The organism is Marinobacter xestospongiae (assembly GCF_023156385.1).
GTDB classification, from domain to species: Bacteria; Pseudomonadota; Gammaproteobacteria; order Pseudomonadales; family Oleiphilaceae; genus Marinobacter; species Marinobacter xestospongiae.
Map to the genome: position 1 here is coordinate 86,925 of NZ_JAKZAK010000007.1, position 18,897 is coordinate 105,821.

Sequence of the window (18,897 nt, forward strand, 5' to 3'; positions counted from 1 at the left end):
TTGGAATAGGTATCGTTAGAGGGTGTGTGTCAGATTGAGGAACCAGCTTCGGCCCTGGCCGGGGAAGCGGTTGAAGTCCTGGTACAGCTCGTCGGTGAGGTTACGGACTTCCAGGCGAACGTCGGTCTGCTGGCGGTTGTGCCAGGTGTGGCGCCAGCTGACGCCGGCGTTGACCAGCTGGCGGGCGTCGGCGGCCAGCAGGTTGGCGGCGTCATAGTAGAGATCGTCGTCGTACTGATAGGACAGGTCGACTTCGAAGGGGCGCAGCTGCCAGCGGCTGCTCACCAGCAGGGACTGGTGATAGACCCCCGGCAGCTGCTTGTTGTGACGATCCCGCACCGAGGCCGAGGTGTTTTCGGAATCCTGGACGGTGGCGTTGGCGGCCAGGCGCCAGTCAGGCGTCAGGTGCCAGGCGGTGTCCACCTCCACTCCCATCACGTCGGCGGACAGGTTGACGTAGCGGCCCACGCCACGGGCGTCGTAGATCGCTGCCACCGCCGGGTCCAGTTCGCGCCGGTACCCGGTCACCTCGATGTGACCCCAGCCCCGGTCGGTACGCACCGACAGTTCGGCATTGTTGGACTCTTCCGCCGCCAGGTCCGGGTTGCCCACAAACAGGCCTTCCTGGCCGTACCGCTCCTGCAGTGTGGGAACACGGACCTGCCGCGACAGATTGGCAGACACTACCCAGCTGTCGCCCAGGTAGCGGCTCAGACCGAGCTGCCAGCTGTGGTAGGCGTCGTGGCTGGAAACCCGCTTGGTGCTGCCGTCTCCCTGGCTTTCATCGGAGGTGTCGTTGACATCAAACCGCCGCAGCGACACCTGGGTGCGCCAGCGATGGTCGTCGCTCTGCCACTGGTGGCCGAGGGCGGTGGTGAGCTGGCGGCGTTCGCGCTCATCGGCGCGGTCGGTGTCCAGGCGGTCGTCCTGGTCGTAATCAAACTGGCTGATGTCGACGGTGGCACTGACGGTGTGGCTACCCAGCAGCAGGCTCGCCGTGTTCACCAGGCCCAGTCGTTGGCTGTCGGTGCGGACATCGGCGGTCCCCAGCCCAACCAGACCATCGCGATTGTCGTAGCGGTCGCTGGCATCGCTCCAGATCAGCCGGTGGCTGGTATGGAGGCGGCCATCGGCCCAGCCCTGCTGGCGGTAATGCAGTTGGGTGCGGACGGTGTGGCCGCTGAGACGGGCGTGGTTGTTGCGCCAGTTCTGGATGGTGGGCACGCCCTTGTCGTGATCACTCCACTGGATCAGGGCGTCCAGCGTACTGGTGTCGCTGATGGCCCAGCCCAGCTTGGTGCTGGCGTCGGTCTGTTCGTAGTCGGCATTGCGACGGGTGGTCTCGTGGCCGTCGTTGGGGTTGAACCAGTCGCGCTCATTGGGGTAGCGGAAGTCGTTGTCGCTGCTCTGACGATTTAGCGACACCCAGTAGTAGACATCGTCATGGCTGCCGCTGTTGAACACCCCGGCCTTGTCGGTGCCGTTGGCGCCGAGGCCCAGGTTGAGGCGGGTCTGGGTCTCGGTGTCCCGGCCCAGGGTTTCCATGATGACCACACCGCCGATGCCGGCGTGGGCAAACTGGGCGGGGGCGTTGCCGGGATAAACCTGGACCCGGCGGATGTCGTTGAGGGTCAGCTGGCTGATATCCACACCGCCGGTAACCGGGTCGTTCAGCAGCATACCGTCGACCACCACCTGCACCTGGCGGCTGGTGGAGCCCCGCAGCGACAGCGCCGAGTAACTGCCCAGACCGCCGCTCTGGCGGATCTGCACACCGGTCTGGTCCCCCAGGGCGTCGGCCAGAGTGACGGTGCGGTTGGCGAAGTGGTCCCGGTTGATGATCCGTACCGGGCCGGTGGCCTCGGTCGGATCAATGTCGGCGGCGGAATTGATTCGGGCCCCTTCCACCACGATGAACGGCAGTTCGTCGGCGAAAACGGGCAGGGCCGCTGCACTCAGCAGCAGGCCGGCAGTTAGACAACGCATATGGACAGCAGCACCCAGGGCAAGCCGGTCGATAGAACGGTGACGGCTCCGTGTGTCACCAACCAAACAGCTACCAACAGAGGCGGGTGCCGGCGTTCGCCAAGGCCACAACCCCGTGCCGCTGACCCTCCGTCAGCGGGCACTGATAGCCGGTAGCAGGCCGGTCTCCGGGCTTGCGGCTGGCCGAGGGGCCAGAGTACGATGCCTTCCCACAGAATGTCTGCAGTGGCTGGCTGATTGACCTATCGTACTCGTCTCAGGGTGTCCTGAGCCGCTCACCGTTGCGGGGGCAGCGTCGGTTTTACACCGAACTTCCCGGTTTCACTCCATGGTTGGGCCGCCGGCCCCTGTTTGGGCGGGTGGCGGCTGGAGCACCTGCTACGGATAGATTAAAAATTGGCAAAAATGATAAGGGGGCGGCTGGCTGTGAGTCAATGTTGGGCCTTTGAAAGGCATGGCAACCCGGGACGTCGGCGGGTGCATCAACGTGCGCTGCTGGTGCTGTTGATGCTGGTCTCCAGCCTGGTGCGGGCGGAGATCTGCGAGCGCGACGACCGTGGCCAGACACTGTGCCTGGCCCAGCCTGCGATGCGGATTGCCACGCTGTCGCCGGGCGCCACCGAGCTGGTGTTTGCCGCCGGTGCCGGCGACCGGGTGGTGGCGGTGGTGGAGTTCAGCGACTACCCGCCGGAGGCCAAGGCGATCACCTCGGTGGGCAACCACGGCCGCATCGACCTGGAAACCCTGGTGGCACTGAAGCCCGACCTGGTGATCGACTGGGTCAGCGGCAATACCGCCCAGAAGGACAAGCTCGACGTCCTCGATTTCCCGGTCTTTTCCATCGAACCCCAGACCTTTGAGGGGGTCTCTACCGCTCTGGAACGGTTGGGGCGGCTCGCCGGCACGGCAGCGGCCGGCCAGACTGCAGCGGATGACTTTCGCGATGGCATTGCCGATCTGGCCCGCCGCTACCGCGACCAGCCACCGGTGACGGTGTTCTATGAGGTCTGGGAAGAACCACTGATGACCGTCAGCGATCAGCAACTGATCGGCAAGGTGATCACCCTGTGCGGTGGCGACAACGTCTTTGGTGACCAGGACAGCCTGATCCCCCGCATTGATGTGGAATCGGTGCTGGCCGCCAACCCCGAAGCCATCCTGGCCGGCGGCATGGGTGAGGCCAACGACCGCTGGCTGGAGCCCTGGCGCCAGTACCCCGGACTGCTGGCGACCCAGCGGGACAACCTCTTCTTCGTGCCGCCGTCGCTGGTGCAACGGCCAACCCCCCGTCTGCTCGAAGGCAGCCGTATCTTCTGTGACCACCTGGAGCGTGCCCGTGGCCGTCGCTAGCCCTCGATTGGCCGCTGCCGGGCGGGTGTCGGGATGATCCAGCGGCGGGCCTGGTGGCCACCCTTGCTGGTGCTGGCGCTGGTCAGCCTGGCGGCGATGGTGGTGGCGGTGGGGCTGGGCAGCGTCAACGTGGCGCCGGCGGATACCCTGGCGGTGCTGGCGGGGCAGGGCAGTGAACTGCAGCGGACGCTGATCCTGGAGCTGCGACTGCCCCGGGTGATCGCCGCCTTTGGCACCGGCGGCCTGCTGGCGGTGGCCGGCGCGCTGATGCAGGTACTGCTGCGCAATCCCCTGGCCGATCCCTACATCCTTGGTCTGTCCGGCGGCGCCGCCCTGGGTGCGCTGCTGGCGATGCTGGTGAGTGCGGCGGCGGTGCTGGTGTCGGCGGCGGCCTTTGGTGGGGCTCTGCTGGCGACGTTGCTGGTGTTCGGTCTGGCCCACGGTCGTGGCAGCTGGACGCCGTCACGGCTGTTGCTGACGGGGGTGGTGGTTGCCGCCGGCTGGGGTGCGGCCATAACGCTTATCCTCGCCATCGCACCGGCCCAGAAGCTGCCGGGCATGCTCTACTGGCTGATGGGGGACGTCGCCTACGCCCGCCTGAGCTGGCCATCGGTGCTGGTGTTGGTGCTGACCTGTCTGGTGGTGTTGCCGCTCGGCCGCAGCCTCAACGTGCTGGCCCGTGGCCCGGTGCAGGCGGCCGCGCTGGGGTTGTCGGTGCGGCCGCTGGAATGGCTGGTGTACGTGCTGGCGAGCCTGCTGACCGCCACCGCAGTCACCACCGCCGGCAGCATCGGTTTTGTGGGTCTGGTGGTGCCCCACATCTTGCGGCTGGTGCTGGGCAATGACCAGCGCCTGATCCTGCCGGCCAGCGCCTTTGCCGGCGGAACCCTGCTGGTGCTGGCGGATACCGCCGCGCGCACGGTGATCGCTCCGGAACAGTTGCCGGTGGGGGTCTTTACCGCGCTGATCGGCGTGCCGATGTTCCTCTATCTGCTGCACCGGAGCCGCTGATGCAAACCCTCAACTGCCAGCAGTTGCTGATCGACATTCCCGGGCGGCCGTCCGGACGGCCGCTGGACCTGCGCATCGAGGCCGGCCAGGTATGGGGCATTCTGGGTCCCAACGGCGCCGGCAAGTCCACACTGCTGCATACCCTGGCGGGTTTGCGAAATGCCCGCTCGGGCCGGGTTTTTCTGGGTGAGCGGGCGCTGACTGACCTGCCGCGAAAACAGGTGGCCCAGCAGCTGGGCCTGGTGTTCCAGGAGCGCCAGGACGGCTTCCCGGCGACGGTGCTGGAGACCGCGCTGATCGGTCGTCACCCCTGGCTGTCGCCCTGGCAGATGGAAACCGCGGACGATCTGGCGCTGGCGGAGCGGTCATTGCAGCGCCTTGATGTCGACCACCTGGCGGATCGCCTGGTGAACACCCTGTCCGGCGGCGAACGCCAGCGGGTGGCGATTGCCACCACCCTGACCCAGTCGCCCCACACCTGGCTGGTGGACGAGCCCACCAACCACCTCGATCTGCACCATCAGGTGGCGGTGATGGAACTGCTGACGGAACAGGCGGCTGGCGGCTGCGCGGTGCTGATGTGCCTGCACGACCTCAACCTGGCCGCGCGCTGGTGCGATCATCTGCTGCTGCTGTTCCCCGACGGTGAGGCCTGCTGGGGCGAGGCCGCCAGCATGCTGGTGCCGGAGGCTCTGGAACAGCTTTACGACCAGAAACTGGCCACCGCCGAAGTGGACGGCGCCCCGGTGTATGTGCCGGTACGCTAGTCTCCCGACAAACACAGATTTTACGAACCCAGGAGAGTCCCGATGAAAGAACGCGCCTACGATCCCGAACGTCACGCCGCCCGCATGGCCGCCAAGCAGAAAATTATGCAGGAACGCATCGCCCGGGCCCAGAACGAAAAAGGCATCCTGCTGGTGCTGACCGGCGCCGGCAAGGGCAAGAGCAGCTCCGGTTTTGGCATGGTCGCCCGCGCCCTTGGCCACGGCATGAAGGTGGGCATCGTTCAGTTCATCAAAGGCTCTTTTACCACCGGCGAGCACACCTTCTTCAAGGACCTGCCCAATGTGGACTATCACGTCATGGGTGAGGGCTATACCTGGGATACCCAGGACCGGGAGCGCGATGTGCAGACCGCCGAGGCGGCCTGGGAGATCGCCAGCAAGATGCTCAAGGACCCCAGCTACGACATGGTGCTGCTGGACGAACTCAACATTGCCCTGCGCTACGACTACCTCAACCTGGATCGGGTGATGGACGATCTTCATAACCGCCCGGAGATGCAGCATGTGACCGTCACTGGCCGCTACGCCCCGGACGTATTGATCGAACTGGCGGACACCGTCACCGAAATGAAGCCCCTCAAGCACGCCTTCAAGGATCAGGGTGTGAAGGCCCAGAAGGGCGTGGAACTGTAACGCCATGACCACCCTGATGATCCAGGGCACCACCTCCGATGCCGGTAAAAGCACCGTGGTGGCCGCCCTGTGCCGGTGGTTGCAGCGCCAGGGCGTGGCGGTGGCACCGTTCAAACCCCAGAACATGGCCCTCAACAGCGCGGTTACCGTGGACGGTGGCGAGATCGGGCGCTCCACCGCGCTGCAGGCCCTGGCCTGTGGTGTGGAGCCCCACAGCGACATGAATCCGGTGCTGCTCAAGCCCCAGAGCGATTGCGGTGCCCAGGTGATCCTGCGGGGGCAGGTCTACGGCAATATGAACGCGGTGGACTATCACGCCTACAAGGCCGAGGCCCGGCAGGCAGTGTACGACGCCTGGCAGGCTCTGAGCGCACGCTACGATGTCATCATCGCCGAAGGCGCCGGTAGCCCGGCGGAGGTGAACCTGCGGGCCAACGACATCGCCAACATGGGGTTCGCCGAGATGGTGGATTGCCCGGTGCTGCTGGTGGGCGACATCGACCGTGGCGGCGTGTTTGCCCAGCTGGTGGGGACTCTGGAACTGATTTCCGAATCGGAGCGCAACCGTACCCGGGGCTTTATCATCAACCGCTTCCGCGGTGACCTGGCCCTGCTGGAACCCGGGCTGGACTGGTTGACCGAACGTACGGGCAAGCCGGTGAACGGCGTGCTGCCATACCTCCACGGCCTGGTGCTGGATGCCGAGGACTCGGTGGGCACGGCCAGTGAGCACCAGGCCGGTGCCCTGCGGGTGGTGGTCCCGGTGTTGCCACGCATCAGCAACCACAACGATTTCGACCCGTTACGGCTGCATCCCGGGGTGGAGCTGACGTTTGTCGGCCCCGACCAGACCCCGCCGCCGGCGGATGTCATCCTGCTGCCCGGCAGCAAGCATACCCGCGGCGATCTGGCCTGGTTGCGGGCCAACGGCTGGGAGGCGGTCATCGAACGTCACCTGCGGTACGGCGGCCATGTCTTTGGCATCTGTGGCGGTTTCCAGATGCTGGGACAGCAGGTTGACGACCCCGAGGGCCTGGAAGGTGAACCCGGCATCACCGCCGGGTTGGGCTGGCTGGATACCCACACCCGGATGGTGGCCGGCAAACAGCTCACCCGCGTTAGCGGTACCTTGACGGTTCCCGGCGCCGAGGCGCCGGCTGCGGTTTGCGGCTACGAAATCCACAACGGCGTTACCACCGGTGCGGACCTGACGCGCCCGCTGGTGACCCTGGCCGACAAGGTGGACGGCGCCATCAGCGCCGATGGCCGGGTGATGGGCACCTACCTCCACGGCCTGTTCGACGACCCCGCCGCCTGCGCCGCCCTGCTGGCCCACTGGGGGCTGCGGGACCAGGGCCAGGCTGTCGACTACGCCAGTCACCGGGAACGGCAGCTGGATCGGCTGGCGGACGCGGTGGAGGAGTGTCTGGATACCGACTGGTTGAAGCGGTTGTTGGGGGTGGCCTGACCGTGCCTGGGTATGCCGCACGGGGTCGGTAACACCGCATTTCGTCATCGTCTACATCTGCATGACAAGGGCAAGAACAGGGTTAATCAGAGGTTTCCTAAATGACAATGGCTGATCGGACATTGTCCGGGACTCAAGTCTACTGCCAACCGTAGTCAAGGTACTCAGGATTGACCGAGAACTCAGCCGCCCCGATGTCCAGCTCGGGGCGGGCAAAAGGAATCCGGAATTCACCCCAGTTTGCATCAAGGGCGCTGGCCGACGATTCTTGTATCCAGACGCCGGCATATAGATTGTCTCCCCGCAGGTAGCGATCATTGCCCACATCATTTCGTGTGATCGAGCCATTTTCCATTAACATCCAGGTTACTCGATTGCGCCCCCGCAGCGTTCCGGCGCAGTTTTCGGTGCCCATGGTCTTAAGTGAAAAGGAGCCGAATACAAATCCCTGGCGACTGATCCCTGAATTCCGGTGTTCATTGTCCACGCCAAAATCCAGCCGCTTCAGGTCGTGGCTATGCTCAACGTGGATGGTACCCTCCAGATTACAGTGCAGCGCTCCCCTCCTTAGATACCCTGAGACTAATACCTTGGTTTCTGCTTCCTCAACAGGGCGCACTTCGGTGAATCCGATATGCAAACGGTAATAGTCAGATCCCATATATCCCAGAAACTCCCCTTCCGGCTCAACCAGTTGGGCGAAAACCTCCGACGTCATAAAATCCGCATCGATTGCAGTGGTAAGGCGCTCCTTTTCCCAGGGGGCCATATCGAAAAAGACAGGGATGTCCTCTTCGGAATTAGCGTTACTCACTATGGAGGTAAGACCCAGAAACACGCCGACTAACACTGCGTAGACTGTCATATTTTTTGCACCCGCGAATGGTTGGAAGCTTTTTATCACAATCGATGCCCCGCTTTCGATCATGGCATTGTTCTGGGCCCTCCACCGCATTACTCTAATCGTTGGCTCGTTGAAACTAGGGAGGAAACATGTCAAAGGAGTTGAAAGCCTCATCCGTGAAAGTACAGGAGTTCCTGTCTCAGCATGGCCAGGACTTTGTGGTTCAACAGATGCCGGGCTCAACGCGTACGGCGGAAGAGGCCGCCGAGTCGATTGGTTGTACGGTTTCGCAGATAGCGAAGTCCCTGATTTTTAAACACGGCGAGACCGGTGAGCCCGTGCTGGTGGTGGCATCGGGTACCAACAGGGTGTGCACTGACAAGGTCAGGGAAGCGACGGGTATTGTGCTCAAGAAGGCCGATGCGTCGTTTGTACGAGAGAAAGTGGGCTACGCGATCGGCGGTGTTCCGCCCGTGGCGCATAATGCCTCGGTTCAAACCATCCTGGACCAGGACTTACACCAGTACAGCGAGATCTGGGCGGCGGCTGGAACACCGAACTCCGTGTTCCGACTGAACCCACGGCATTTGGGCGAGCTCACTCAGGGGCAGTGGGTAGACCTGGCACAATAGGGTTAGTCGCTCTCTGATTAACGATGCTTGTCCAGTTAATCCGAGGTTCCTTGATCCCCCAGATAGCCCTGAAGCAACGATTCCAGCGTGCCATCCGCAGCCAGTGCCTCGAACCCATGATTGAGCAGTTGCACAAGCTCTTCCGCTCCCGGGTATTGCCGGGAAATCATCATATGGAACTGATCTGCCTCCACCCCTGGAATGGGTTCTGCGGTCAGGCCCTCCCGCAGGTGATTCTGGCCAAGAGCCGAGAAGCCGGCGAGTATCTCATAGCGGGCAAGAAACGCATCGCAGCGACCGGCAAGCGTCTTGTTGACGACCTGATCAAAGGTGTTGGTGCCCTGATCCACATTTTCGTTCGCAACGCCAAAGCCCGTGTAGTTGTAGCCCCTGAGGCCACATAGCCTGTAGTTCATCAGATCAGCGGGCTCGCTGACATTCAGCCCATTCGGATAACGATTCCTGTCGAAGATATAGCTGGGCTGTACGGTGTAGTAAGGCTCCGTTAACAGGTAGGTTTGCGCCCGTTCATCACTGTACGAGGCACTCAATGCTATGTGATAGGCGCCGGTTTCGGTGAGTCCCGTGCAACGTGCCCAGGGCTGCATTTCCACCGTAAAAGACACGCCCGCGGGCGTGAGTATTCTCTCGAGTACATCCACGTCATAACCGGCGACCTCTCCGTCCAGTTCATAGGTGTAAGGTGGCCACCCTGCGCCGTCTCCACACACTCTGATCTCTTCGCCGTCCATCGCCAGCGCGTTCAGTGACAAGCCGGCGGCAAGCGCGATGAACCAACGGATAGGGCCCAGTGTCATAACAGCAACCTCCAACTCAACATGCGTTTACGGCCCACCCATTCCGAGGGCTGTCACCTTTTCTGTGTCAGTCAACCGATAGCAGTAAGGACACACTCTGCTGCAGGGAAAGTCCCGTGGCTCCTGTCAGTACCTAATCAACCGAGCGAAGTGATATCCTCTCGAACCGCTATCAAGTAAGCAAATCAAGCCTGAATGCCGAGATCCGGCCGGCAACCTTCAATTTGGAGTTTGAGCCTTACCCATGAAATTGATTGTACGTCTTTTTTTCCGCACCCTGCGCCTGGTCCTGACACCGTTCATGCTGCTCAGTGAAAAGCTCAGTACGCCTAAAAGCGTGACCCGCACCCCTGAAGAGCAGGCAGTCGTTGACCAGGCCAGCAAAGCTCTCGCGCTTTACCAGTTCAGTGCCTGTCCGTTCTGTATCAAGGTACGTAAGGAAATCGCCCGACTTGGCCTGAACATTGAAACCCGCAATGCCCAGCATGACCCCGAGCATCGTGCGGCACTGGAGGCCGGTGGCGGCCGCATCAAAGTGCCCTGCCTGAAGATTCGACAGGATGATGGCAATGAGCGTTGGCTGTATGAATCCTCCGAGATCAACGCATGGTTGCAGGAACGATTCGAGCCGAGTTAATCAGCAGTCGCTGATATTCGATCATTGGTCGAACTCCCCTCGGTTTATTGTTCGTTGCGCTCATCACTTGCCCGGGGAGTCGTTCGGACGCGCACGCGCACCCCGGCTACACGTTGACCGAATACTTCAGGTCACGGGCCTCGTCGCCGGTCATGCCGCGAAAGCCCCAGCAGTGGGCGGGTTGTTCCTTGATGGTGATTTCCACATCCACCGGTGAGATGCCGATTTCCGCCTGGATACGTTGGAACAGGGCCTTGATCAGCGCTTTCTGGGTGTCGGCGGTGCGGCCTTCCATCATGTTGATCTCGATCACCGTGTAGGCCGGTGTGCGGCCGCCGGGATAATAGAAGTCCTCGGCATCCAGGGGGATGAAGCGATGAGCCCGTTTGTCCTCAGGCATCCCCAGCACCGATTGCATGCAGTTGTGGATAACATCCGAGAGTTTGGGTTTGATCGGGTTGAGGTATTCCCGGATTCCGTAGATGACGATCACGTTGCCTCCTGGCGTTGTGTGGGTGTGCCCGTCGGGCGCCGGCGTTGAGGGCTAGCCGGCCTGGCCCTGCATCGCCCGCAGATCCTCAAGATCCACCGGGCGCGAGAGTGCGGATTTATAGCTCACCAGATCTTCCTTCATCATCAGGGGCAGCTCAAGCCCCAGCAACGTGACCGCCACACTGCGGCTCAGGTCGATGGACAGTGGTATCCAGCGCTGCCGGCGGGCATCGAAGATGCGGGGCTGGTCGGTGCTGCCCACCTCAATCTTGACGCCGCTGTGGACAAACTGCACGTAGGTCAGGTCCCAGCCTTCCTCGCAGTAGTGGCCGGCGGGTTTGGAGATGTGCGCGTCGCCATCGGCCACCACCGTCTGAAAATGCTCGCCAGGCACAAACAGGTCGATGTCGTTGAGTGCACGGCTGGCGCCATAGCCCCGGGCGGCCAGTCCACCGCAGATCTGGAAGGGGATGCCCCGGGTGTTGAGAAGGGTGACGATCCAGTACAGGGCCTGCCGATGCATGATGTGTCCTTTCTGAGGTTGCTTATCGTTCCGTCTGGCCTGCCGTGGCCCGCTCCACCACGCCGTCCCGCTCGGTCATTACCGCAATCACCTCGGCATCGCCGTCGCCTTCGGCGAGGTAGATGTGGCCAATCTCGCTGTTGAAGTAGGCGGTTTCCCGTTCTCCCAGGCTGATGTGCTCGCCATTTTCGAAATGGATGCGCACCCGGCCGGACAGCACCATGGTGAACTCCTGCCCCGGGTGACGGATGAAGTCATCGAACTCACTGAGGTCCCGGGCCATGATGCGGGCGTAAAGCGGGCTCATGGTGCGGCCGGGAAACTCGCCGGCAATGGGGTGGTACTCGTAGTTGCCGGTGCCGTAGCCGGTGGTATCGGCAATCCGGTTGACCACGGCGGTGGGCTGGTTGGTGCCGTCGGTGTCGCCGTCGTCGGGGGTGAATAGCTGGGACAGGTCGATGTGGAGGGCGCGGGCGGCGGCGGCGAGCTTGTCGTAGCTCACCGTGGCCTGGCCCAGCTCCATCTTGGACAGGGTCGACAGCGCGACCCCGCAGCGTTCTGACAGCTGCTTGAGGGTCAACTGCTGGCGTTTGCGATGGGCCCGGAGTCGGGCGCCCACCAGGGCCCGATCGATCAGCGGGTGGGCGGTCTGCGATGGGGGAGTGGTCATGGTGGCTGGTGCGGAGTCCGGTGGAGCATGAGGTGGTAGTTTATCCCGAGAGCGGCTTGACTCTAAAGTTCTCATATCTGATATTCTCTAATCAGAGAATTTATTAAAGCCACCCAGTGAGTGATAACCATGACTGAAAGCATAGTGCGATACCCCAGTGAACTGCCGTTTCCGTTCTCCCGGGCGATCCGGGTTGGCGGCTTCCTGATGCTGTCGGGCCAGGTGCCGATGACCACGGACGGCACCGTGGTGAAAGGTTCCATCCAGGAGCAGACCGAGGCCGTGATGAGCCGCATCGGTGACACCCTCCAGCATTGCGGTGCGGATTTCTCCCAGGTGGTAAAAGCCACGGTCTGGCTGTCTGACATGGCTCACTTTGCCGGCTTCAACGAGGTCTACCAGCGCTATTTCGAGGGTGCCCTGCCGGTGCGATCCACGGTCACCGCCGGGCTTGCTCTGGGGGTAGACGTGGAAGTGGAAGTCCAGGCCTGGGTCGGTGAGGCCTGATTAAGACGCGGCTCAGGGATCTCCAACAACAAGAAAAAATGGGGTGAAAACATGAAAGATGTGATCAGAATCGCCGGTGCCTTTGTCGGTGTGCTGGTGGGCGCCGGATTTGCATCCGGCCAGGAAATCCTGGTGTTCTTCGTCAACTTCGGCCTCTGGGGGCTGCTCGGAACGTTGCTCAGTGCGGCGGTGTTCGTGTTTCTGGGGATGGCGTTGGCGGGCATGGGCAGTCGGTTGCAGGCGCAGTCCCACAAGGTGGTGGTGGAGGCGATCTGTGGGCCCTATTTGGGCCGTTTGGTGGACGGGCTGATCACCTTTTTCATGTTTGCGGTCACTGTGGTGATGCTGGCTGGCGCCGGGGCGTTGCTGGAGCAGCAGTTCGAGTTCCCCGCAGCCCTGGGCAGTGCCCTGGTGACGGTGGCAGTGGTGGCGGCCGTGTGCCTGGACGTGCGACGGGTGATCACCCTGATTGGCGCGGTCACCCCGCTGTTGGTGCTGGTGTCCGTGGCTGTGGCGGCCTACGCGGTGTTCACCCGGGAGGCGGACACGGCGACGCTGGAAACGATCGCCTCAGAGCAGACCGCCGGCGCCCGTTACTGGTGGCTTGGGGCCTTGCTCTATGTGTCCTACAACATCGTTGCCGGTGTGCCGATTCTGGCGATCATGGGCGGCACCGCCCGCAACGAACGCACTGCAGCCTGGGGCGGTCTGTTGGGTGGCCTGGTGCTCGGTGGCCTGATGCTGGCTATTGCCCTGGGCTTGCTGTCGCGGCTGGACACGGTGGCCGGAGCGCCCATGCCGATGCTGATGCTGGTATCGGAAGTGTCGCCAATGTTGTCGCTGCTGGTGGCCCTGGTGATCCTGGGGATGATCCTCAACACCGCGGTGGGAACGCTGTATTCCTTCTGCGCGCGTTTTTTGCCGGCCGGTACGTCCCGTTTCCGTCTGGGTACGGTGGTGATCGGTCTGGCGGCCTATGGTTGCAGCCTGCTGGGCTTTGTCAGCCTGGTGGGTAAGGTCTACCCCATCTTTGGTTATCTGGGTTTCTTCCTGATGGCGGCCATTCTGGTGGCCTGGATACGCCAGCGGCGGTCACCGTTGCTGGCTAACCCTGACGATGTGAGAGCTACGTAATCGCTATGTCCCGTAACATTCTGGTCCTTGGCGCCGGCATGGTCGGCGTCTCGGTGGCCTGGCATCTGGTGCAGCGGGGTCATCGGGTGACCCTGCTGGATCGTTGCCAGCCAGGCCGTGAAACCTCTTTCGGCAATGCCGGCATCATCCAGCACGAGGCGGTACGCCCCTACGCGTTCCCCAGAGACCTGGCCACCCTGTTGCGGGTATTACCCAACCGCCAGGTGGATATCCGCTACCGGCCTTCTGGCCTGCTTGATGCCGCGGCGGCCCTGTTCCGCTACTGGCAGAACTCGGCGCCGGCCCGCTATGAACGGCTGGTGCCGGCCTACGCAGCGCTGATCGGTCGCGCCCTGGAGGCTCACCGCCAGATGATTGCGGCCACCAACAGCCAGCGGCTGATCCGTCGCCAGGGCTATGTGAAGGCATTTCGCACCGGTCGCGCCCTGGCGGAGGAAAGCCGTCAGGCGGAAACCATCCGGGAACGTTTCGGCGTTGCCTACCAGGCACTGGATGGTCGCGCTCTGGCGCGGCTGGAGCCGGATCTGGCGCCGGGACTGGCTGGTGCCATCCACTGGACCCAGCCCTGGACCGCAACCGATCCCGGTGGGCTGGTGGCGTCGTATGCCGATCACTTCCAGGCCAGTGGCGGTACGCTGGTGCGGGCATCGTTACAGAAACTGAGCCGTCAGGGTTCAGGCTGGCAGGCACAAACCGACACTGGAACGTTGCAGGCCGAGCAGGTGGTGATGGCGATGGGGCCCTGGAGCGCCCACTGGCTGGCGCGCCAGGGGCTGTCGGTGCCGCTGTTCGTTAAGCGGGGTTACCACATGCATTACGGTTGCCGGCCCGGGGCGTCGTTACGGCACTGGGTGATGGACGCCGAGGTCGGCTATCTGCTGGCGCCGATGCAGGCCGGCATCCGCTTGACCACCGGTGCCGAGCTGACCCGTGAGGACGCGCCACCGGACCACCGCCAACTGGTGGCCGCTGAAACCGTAGCCGGCCAGTTCTTCCCGCTGGGTGAGCGGCTCGATAACGAACCCTGGATGGGGGGACGGCCCTGCACCCCGGACATGAAACCGGTGATCGGACCGGCACCGGGGCAGCACGGCTTGTGGCTGGCATTTGGCCACGGTCACCAGGGCTTTACCCTGGGCCCGGTTACCGGCGAACTGCTGGCACAGATGATGGACGGCGATACGCCGGCGGTGGATATGAGCCCTTACCGGGCCAATCGTTTTTGATTGCGAGAGCCAATTCGGAGTTAATCGGCAGTATTCTGGTGGACAATTGGCGGTAGCTTGGCCACCAAGCCTTCGAGCTCCCGGGTGATTTCAATCAGCTCTTTGAGCAGTTGCGGGTTAACGTCCACCTGCCCCTCATACTCAGCCAGGTTGCGGGCCGCGTGACATTTGTCCAAAACACGCCACTTTGCGCTCGGAAGCTCAACGGTGTGCTGCAGACACTGGAAGACCACATAGCGGCTATCTGATCGGTAGCCATGCCAACGCAGAGCGGCCAGGGATAGGGCATGCGCTGCACTGTAGGCCAGTGCAAAGCGACTGTCTTCCGAAAGGCCCCTAATGCCAGCGTCTTGTAACTTGGTTTGTCCGGCTCTGAGCATGCCGGCGAACTCTTTGGCGTCTGGAGGCTCGGGCTTCAGTTTTCGGATTCGTACCAGGTTGTCGAGTGCGTCCATGCATCCGTCCTGTCGTTATTGTTTGAACTTCAGGTTGATTCGGGGTTGGTCCATGACCCGGGTGACGAAACTTTGCTGCTCTTCGATGCGTTTCGTCAAGTCATCGGGTGAGTACAGGGTAGGATTGATGGTGCGGCGCAGTCTTTTTTCGACAGGCTCCAGCAGCTCCATGATTGCACTGTAGCTCAGATCATGCCCAACCAGCATGAGATCCACATCACTGTCCGCGTGGGCTTCTCCCTTGGCGATTGAGCCGTAGATAAAGGCTTGCTCAAGGCTGGTTGCTATTGGCTGCAAGGCTGCGTGAATCAGGTCTGTGATTCCGAATGTCTTTTGTACAATTTGTGTCAGCTCATCGTAGATTGGATTGGCGTCGTTGGCCTGATAGTGAACCTGGTTTCCTCTTCGAGTTGTGTTCACCAGCCCTGAATCTTTCAGCTTGGCCAGTTCACGACTCACCGCGCCGCGACCGACCTGGGCCAGCCCGACCAACTCATTCAGGTAAAAGCTTTGGTCCGGTTGGCCATACAGCAGAGTCAGCAGGCGTTGCTGTGTTTTGGTGAATAGAGCGTCTCCGATACTGGTTGCTGACATTTTTGTATGTCCTTTAAGCCCTAAATTGGGGATTATAGTACCCAATTTGGGGATTGTCGGCCCCTTTTTGGGGCCGTTTGCCGGATCAAAGGCCCCTAGCCCGCCGCCATCAGCAGCAGCCACACCAGCTCAGACAGCACCACGCTGGCGCCGAGGGCATCCCCGGTATAGCCCCCGAGTTGACGCTTCAGCAGGCGCCCCCACACCAGTGCGGTGCCGGCGATGGCCAGCAGGGCCCACAGCACCAGATAGCCCTCCCAGGCACTGGCGATCAGCGCCACGGTCAGGGTGAAGAGGGTGGCGACCAGCAGCCGGTCGGCACTGAAGGTCTCGGCCACGGGCTTGCTCTTGCTGCGGTCCGGATCGGAAACGTAATCCAGATAGCGCATCAGCAGCAGTGGTGTCAGCCGGGCCAGGCAGGGAGCCAGCAGCAACGCCAGAGCGATGTGGGCGCTGCCCAGCAACAGCACCAGCTTGAGCCCCAGGGCCACCACCAGGGTGGCGGTGCCGTAGGTGCCAATGCGGCTGTCTTTCATGATCCGCAGTTTGTCCTCAACGGTGTAGCCGCCGCCAAGGCCATCGGCACAGTCCGCCAGACCGTCCTCGTGGAAACAGCCTGTGAGCCAGAGGTGGAACGCCAGCACCAGGGCAATGGCGATCACTGGACTCCAGAACTGACCCAGCAGCAGGAAAAGCCCGGCGTAGAGTGCGCCCAGCAGCAGACCCACCAGGGGGAAATAGAGGCTGCACTGGTTCATCAGTTGGGGGCTGTAGTCAATCCGCACCGGCATCGGGATGCGGGTAAGGAACCCCACGGCCAGCCAGAAGGCTTGCCATTCCCGCTGCAGGGTCGGTGAGGGTGAGGACACGGAGAACTCCCGTATGGTGGCTGTTGCCAGGCATTCTACCGGCAAATGGCCGCCGGATCAGGCTCCGCGGGCAGGCTGATCTGAACACACAGGCCAGACTGGCCATCGTCGCGGTCTGACAGCATCAACTGACCGCCGTGGCGGTCGACAATGCGTTGGGCAATGGCGAGGCCCAGGCCAGCGCCAGTACCCTGGCGCTGATCCAGGCGAACAAAGCGGCTCAATGCCCGTTGCCTCTGTTCTGGCGCAATTCCCGGTCCCTGGTCACAGAGTCTCAGTACCAGTTGGTTGTGGTCATGGCGGATGCTGGCCTGAAGTTCCGTTGCAGCCGGGCTGTACTGCACGGCGTTGGCCAGCAGGGAGCGGATCAGGGTTCCCAGCAGCACCGGATTGCCGTGGCACCAGCTTGGCTGATCTCCGCTATCCAACACCGGTGTGATGCCCCTGGCCATCGCCAATGGCGCTATGCCTGCCAGCTCGTCCGCCACCAGCTCCGCGAGGTTGACCGGTTGACGCTCCAGTGCGGCGTCGTGGTCCACCCGATTGAGCAGCAGCATCTGCTCCACCAGGTGGGACATCCGGTCGACGGAGCGAATCAGGCCGTCGTATTTTTCCGGCGCCTCGGCGCTGACTTTCTCCAGGTTCAGACGCAGGGCCGCCAGCGGTGTCCGCAGTTCGTGTGCGGCGTCGGCGGAGAACCGGCGTTCCCGGTCCAGGGCATCGTCGAGCCGTTGCAGCAGGCCATTGATCGCCTGTACCAGGGCCTGCACCTCTTTCGGAGCGGCGTGTTCGTCCAGCGGGTGCAGGCGCTCCGGGGCCATGTGCCGTAACGGTGTCGCCAGTCGTCGCAGTGGTCGCAGGCCCAGGCGGATCGCGAGCACCAGGGCAATGGCCAGCAACGGCAGCGCCACCAGCAGCGGCAGTACGTTGCTCACTGCCAGTTCCTCGCTCAGCTCCTGGCGAATGTCGTTGCGTTGTGCCGCCCGTATCCATACGCCGGTGGCGGGGTCCTGCAGGGTGAACGTGCGCCAGGCAAAGCCCTGGGACTCCGCCCAGGCGTAGCCGGGCCGGGGACTGAAACCGGTGTCGTGAAGCTGGGTGCTGAGGTACAGCTCGCCGTCGGCAGACCAGATCTGGAAGGCAATTTTTTTCTCATATTTGTGGCCGGAGCCGTCCGGCAGTATCTCCTCAAAATCGCCTTCCTGGCGAGCGCCCGGCGGCAGCGCCAGGGTGTCTTCCAGAATCTGTTGCATGGACGCCAGGGACTGGCTCTGAACCAGGTGGCGGACCAGCCCCTGGACAATCCGGGTACTCTGGGCCAGCTCGGCGTCGAACAGTTCCTCCAGTTCGTGGTTGCTCTCCACGTAGCTCCAGATGGCGGCCAGCCCGGCGATCACCAGCACGGTGGCCAAGATCAGCAGGGTCAGGGTTCGGGTCAGGGACATGGTGTGGACGCAACCTCCGTTGCTGCCTGGCTGTCCAGCAGGTAACCAACCCCCCGTACCGTGCGGATCAGCGACTTGCCTATGCGCTTGCGCAGGTGGTGGATGTGGACCTCCAGGGCATTGCTTTCGGCGCCGGCTTCCCAGCCATAGAGTTGCTCCTCAAGCCGCCGGCGGGTGGCGACCTGGTCGGGGTGGCGCATCAGGTAGTGGAGGATCTGGAACTCGCTGCGGGGGAGCGACATCCGGGTCTCGCCGATCTTGAGCAGGTAGTGGGCCGGGTCCAGGGCGAGGGCGCCCACTCGCAGTTCCAGCTCGGCCTGGCCCTGGGCGCGCCGGCTTACGGCCCGAATACGGGCTTTCAGTTCCGCCATCACAAACGGTTTGGTGAGGTAGTCGTCAGCGCCGGCATCCAGCCCCTGCAGTTTCTCCGTCAGGTCACCGCGGGCGGTGAGAATGATCATCGGCGTACCCACGTTCCGCTGCCGGCTGCGCCGCAGAATATCCAGCCCATCGACCCGCGGCAGGGTCAGGTCGAGGATCACCAGGTCAAAGTGTTCCTCGGCAATGGCTGCTTCGGCCTGTTGGCCATCGTCCAGCCAGTCGACGGCGTAATGATCCTCCCGCAGCATTTCGAGCATGGTTTGGGCCAGGAGGTGGTCGTCTTCCACCAGCAGGATGCGCATGGCGTGTTCCTCTAACAGCACAGTGACTCGAATTAACAGCACAGCTTTTCGAATTCTGGCACACAAACCTTAAGGTCGGCTTAAGGATTTGGCGGGCCCGGCTTAAGGCTG

General features: G+C 62.7%; 21 protein-coding genes and 1 riboswitch. Of the genes, 10 read left to right on the forward strand and 11 right to left on the reverse strand.

The features are described from left to right. Positions 1 to 15: 15 nt before the first annotated feature. Positions 16 to 1,986 (reverse strand): TonB-dependent receptor, encoded by a 1,971-nt coding sequence (locus MLD24_RS06890; protein ID WP_248165557.1) that lies wholly within the window; start codon positions 1,984 to 1,986, stop codon positions 16 to 18. 141 nt (positions 1,987 to 2,127) lie between these two features. Then, positions 2,128 to 2,380: riboswitch (cobalamin riboswitch) on the reverse strand. Between the two features lie 83 nt (positions 2,381 to 2,463). Here MLD24_RS06890 and MLD24_RS06895 point away from each other — a divergent pair. From MLD24_RS06895 to MLD24_RS06915, 5 genes are read left to right on the forward strand one after another with little or no spacing between them, the layout of a single operon-like run. Continuing rightward, positions 2,464 to 3,336 carry a cobalamin-binding protein gene (locus tag MLD24_RS06895; protein WP_248165559.1) on the forward strand — a complete coding sequence of 291 codons (873 nt, stop codon included), beginning with the start codon at positions 2,464 to 2,466 and terminating at the stop codon, positions 3,334 to 3,336. 33 nt (positions 3,337 to 3,369) lie between these two features. Beyond that, positions 3,370 to 4,347, forward strand: a complete 978-nt coding sequence (locus tag MLD24_RS06900) for a FecCD family ABC transporter permease (protein ID WP_248165561.1) — start codon at positions 3,370 to 3,372, stop codon at positions 4,345 to 4,347. Further along, positions 4,347 to 5,114: an ABC transporter ATP-binding protein gene (locus tag MLD24_RS06905; protein ID WP_248165563.1), complete on the forward strand. Its 768-nt coding sequence runs from the start codon at positions 4,347 to 4,349 to the stop codon at positions 5,112 to 5,114. Before MLD24_RS06900 ends, MLD24_RS06905 begins: the two co-directional genes overlap by 1 nt. A 42-nt stretch (positions 5,115 to 5,156) precedes the next feature. Next, entirely contained in the window at positions 5,157 to 5,768 is a 612-nt protein-coding gene (cobO, locus tag MLD24_RS06910) for a cob(I)yrinic acid a,c-diamide adenosyltransferase (RefSeq protein WP_227173294.1), read from the forward strand. A gap of 4 nt (positions 5,769 to 5,772) precedes the next feature. Further along, the gene (locus MLD24_RS06915) at positions 5,773 to 7,236 is read left to right on the forward strand and encodes a cobyric acid synthase (protein WP_248165565.1); all 1,464 of its coding nucleotides are present in this window, start codon (positions 5,773 to 5,775) and stop codon (positions 7,234 to 7,236) included. A 139-nt stretch (positions 7,237 to 7,375) separates the two neighbouring features. Here MLD24_RS06915 and MLD24_RS06920 read toward each other — a convergent pair whose 3' ends face one another. Next, positions 7,376 to 8,164, reverse strand: coding sequence for a hypothetical protein (locus MLD24_RS06920; RefSeq protein ID WP_248165567.1), 789 nt, complete (start codon positions 8,162 to 8,164; stop codon positions 7,376 to 7,378). 65 nt (positions 8,165 to 8,229) lie between these two features. On the opposite strand from MLD24_RS06920, the gene MLD24_RS06925 reads away from it, so the two are divergent. Continuing rightward, positions 8,230 to 8,712 carry a YbaK/EbsC family protein gene (locus MLD24_RS06925; protein ID WP_248165569.1) on the forward strand — a complete coding sequence of 161 codons (483 nt, stop codon included), beginning with the start codon at positions 8,230 to 8,232 and terminating at the stop codon, positions 8,710 to 8,712. 35 nt (positions 8,713 to 8,747) lie between these two features. Here the strand turns inward: MLD24_RS06925 and MLD24_RS06930 are convergent, their stop codons facing one another. Further along, positions 8,748 to 9,530: a substrate-binding periplasmic protein gene (locus MLD24_RS06930; RefSeq protein WP_248165571.1), complete on the reverse strand. Its 783-nt coding sequence runs from the start codon at positions 9,528 to 9,530 to the stop codon at positions 8,748 to 8,750. 244 nt (positions 9,531 to 9,774) lie between these two features. Between MLD24_RS06930 and MLD24_RS06935 the strand changes: the two genes are divergently transcribed. Next, positions 9,775 to 10,167 carry a glutaredoxin family protein gene (locus tag MLD24_RS06935; protein ID WP_248165573.1) on the forward strand — a complete coding sequence of 131 codons (393 nt, stop codon included), beginning with the start codon at positions 9,775 to 9,777 and terminating at the stop codon, positions 10,165 to 10,167. A gap of 106 nt (positions 10,168 to 10,273) precedes the next feature. On the opposite strand, the gene MLD24_RS06940 is transcribed toward MLD24_RS06935, so the two are convergent. The 3 genes from MLD24_RS06940 to MLD24_RS06950 are packed head-to-tail and all read right to left on the reverse strand — an operon-like array spanning position 10,274 to position 11,852. After that, positions 10,274 to 10,660, reverse strand: a complete 387-nt coding sequence (locus tag MLD24_RS06940) for a tautomerase family protein (protein WP_248165575.1) — start codon at positions 10,658 to 10,660, stop codon at positions 10,274 to 10,276. 51 nt (positions 10,661 to 10,711) lie between these two features. After that, on the reverse strand, positions 10,712 to 11,182 hold the full coding sequence (locus MLD24_RS06945) for a nucleotidyltransferase (protein ID WP_248165577.1): 471 nt from the start codon (positions 11,180 to 11,182) through the stop codon (positions 10,712 to 10,714). A gap of 22 nt (positions 11,183 to 11,204) precedes the next feature. Continuing rightward, positions 11,205 to 11,852: a helix-turn-helix domain-containing protein gene (locus MLD24_RS06950; protein WP_227173306.1), complete on the reverse strand. Its 648-nt coding sequence runs from the start codon at positions 11,850 to 11,852 to the stop codon at positions 11,205 to 11,207. A gap of 129 nt (positions 11,853 to 11,981) precedes the next feature. Here MLD24_RS06950 and MLD24_RS06955 point away from each other — a divergent pair, with 129 nt between their 5' ends. From MLD24_RS06955 to MLD24_RS06965, 3 genes are read left to right on the forward strand one after another with little or no spacing between them, the layout of a single operon-like run. Continuing rightward, positions 11,982 to 12,359 (forward strand): RidA family protein, encoded by a 378-nt coding sequence (locus MLD24_RS06955; protein ID WP_227173308.1) that lies wholly within the window; start codon positions 11,982 to 11,984, stop codon positions 12,357 to 12,359. A 51-nt stretch (positions 12,360 to 12,410) separates the two neighbouring features. Beyond that, entirely contained in the window at positions 12,411 to 13,493 is a 1,083-nt protein-coding gene (locus tag MLD24_RS06960; protein WP_248165579.1) for a YkvI family membrane protein, read from the forward strand. 5 nt (positions 13,494 to 13,498) lie between these two features. Next, complete coding sequence (locus MLD24_RS06965) at positions 13,499 to 14,740, forward strand: NAD(P)/FAD-dependent oxidoreductase (protein WP_248165581.1); 1,242 nt, start codon at positions 13,499 to 13,501, stop codon at positions 14,738 to 14,740. 20 nt (positions 14,741 to 14,760) lie between these two features. Here the strand turns inward: MLD24_RS06965 and MLD24_RS06970 are convergent, their stop codons facing one another. From MLD24_RS06970 to MLD24_RS06990, 5 genes are all read right to left on the reverse strand, one after another. Further along, positions 14,761 to 15,195 (reverse strand): hypothetical protein, encoded by a 435-nt coding sequence (locus MLD24_RS06970; protein WP_248165583.1) that lies wholly within the window; start codon positions 15,193 to 15,195, stop codon positions 14,761 to 14,763. 15 nt (positions 15,196 to 15,210) lie between these two features. Beyond that, on the reverse strand, positions 15,211 to 15,789 hold the full coding sequence (locus tag MLD24_RS06975) for a nucleotidyltransferase domain-containing protein (protein ID WP_248165585.1): 579 nt from the start codon (positions 15,787 to 15,789) through the stop codon (positions 15,211 to 15,213). Positions 15,790 to 15,884: 95 nt separating this feature from the next. Next, positions 15,885 to 16,658: an adenosylcobinamide-GDP ribazoletransferase gene (cobS, locus tag MLD24_RS06980; RefSeq protein WP_248165587.1), complete on the reverse strand. Its 774-nt coding sequence runs from the start codon at positions 16,656 to 16,658 to the stop codon at positions 15,885 to 15,887. Positions 16,659 to 16,693: 35 nt separating this feature from the next. After that, complete coding sequence (locus MLD24_RS06985) at positions 16,694 to 18,103, reverse strand: ATP-binding protein (RefSeq protein ID WP_248165589.1); 1,410 nt, start codon at positions 18,101 to 18,103, stop codon at positions 16,694 to 16,696. Continuing rightward, positions 18,094 to 18,786 carry a response regulator gene (locus MLD24_RS06990; RefSeq protein WP_248165591.1) on the reverse strand — a complete coding sequence of 231 codons (693 nt, stop codon included), beginning with the start codon at positions 18,784 to 18,786 and terminating at the stop codon, positions 18,094 to 18,096. The genes MLD24_RS06985 and MLD24_RS06990 overlap by 10 nt, the downstream gene beginning before the upstream one ends. Positions 18,787 to 18,897 lie beyond the last annotated feature (111 nt).

Coding starts and splice junctions, on each gene's coding strand:
- MLD24_RS06935 (WP_248165573.1), top strand. CDS start 9,775: ATGAAATTGATTGTACGTCTTTTTTTCCGCACCCTGCGCCTGGTCCTG.
- MLD24_RS06915 (WP_248165565.1), top strand. CDS start 5,773: ATGACCACCCTGATGATCCAGGGCACCACCTCCGATGCCGGTAAAAGC.
- MLD24_RS06920 (WP_248165567.1), bottom strand. CDS start 8,164: ATGATCGAAAGCGGGGCATCGATTGTGATAAAAAGCTTCCAACCATTC.
- MLD24_RS06945 (WP_248165577.1), bottom strand. CDS start 11,182: ATGCATCGGCAGGCCCTGTACTGGATCGTCACCCTTCTCAACACCCGG.
- cobO (WP_227173294.1), top strand. CDS start 5,157: ATGAAAGAACGCGCCTACGATCCCGAACGTCACGCCGCCCGCATGGCC.
- MLD24_RS06950 (WP_227173306.1), bottom strand. CDS start 11,852: ATGACCACTCCCCCATCGCAGACCGCCCACCCGCTGATCGATCGGGCC.
- MLD24_RS06960 (WP_248165579.1), top strand. CDS start 12,411: ATGAAAGATGTGATCAGAATCGCCGGTGCCTTTGTCGGTGTGCTGGTG.
- MLD24_RS06990 (WP_248165591.1), bottom strand. CDS start 18,786: ATGCGCATCCTGCTGGTGGAAGACGACCACCTCCTGGCCCAAACCATG.
- MLD24_RS06890 (WP_248165557.1), bottom strand. CDS start 1,986: ATGCGTTGTCTAACTGCCGGCCTGCTGCTGAGTGCAGCGGCCCTGCCC.
- MLD24_RS06970 (WP_248165583.1), bottom strand. CDS start 15,195: ATGGACGCACTCGACAACCTGGTACGAATCCGAAAACTGAAGCCCGAG.
- MLD24_RS06925 (WP_248165569.1), top strand. CDS start 8,230: ATGTCAAAGGAGTTGAAAGCCTCATCCGTGAAAGTACAGGAGTTCCTG.
- MLD24_RS06930 (WP_248165571.1), bottom strand. CDS start 9,530: ATGACACTGGGCCCTATCCGTTGGTTCATCGCGCTTGCCGCCGGCTTG.
- MLD24_RS06965 (WP_248165581.1), top strand. CDS start 13,499: ATGTCCCGTAACATTCTGGTCCTTGGCGCCGGCATGGTCGGCGTCTCG.
- MLD24_RS06955 (WP_227173308.1), top strand. CDS start 11,982: ATGACTGAAAGCATAGTGCGATACCCCAGTGAACTGCCGTTTCCGTTC.
- MLD24_RS06985 (WP_248165589.1), bottom strand. CDS start 18,103: ATGTCCCTGACCCGAACCCTGACCCTGCTGATCTTGGCCACCGTGCTG.
- MLD24_RS06975 (WP_248165585.1), bottom strand. CDS start 15,789: ATGTCAGCAACCAGTATCGGAGACGCTCTATTCACCAAAACACAGCAA.
- MLD24_RS06900 (WP_248165561.1), top strand. CDS start 3,370: ATGATCCAGCGGCGGGCCTGGTGGCCACCCTTGCTGGTGCTGGCGCTG.
- MLD24_RS06905 (WP_248165563.1), top strand. CDS start 4,347: ATGCAAACCCTCAACTGCCAGCAGTTGCTGATCGACATTCCCGGGCGG.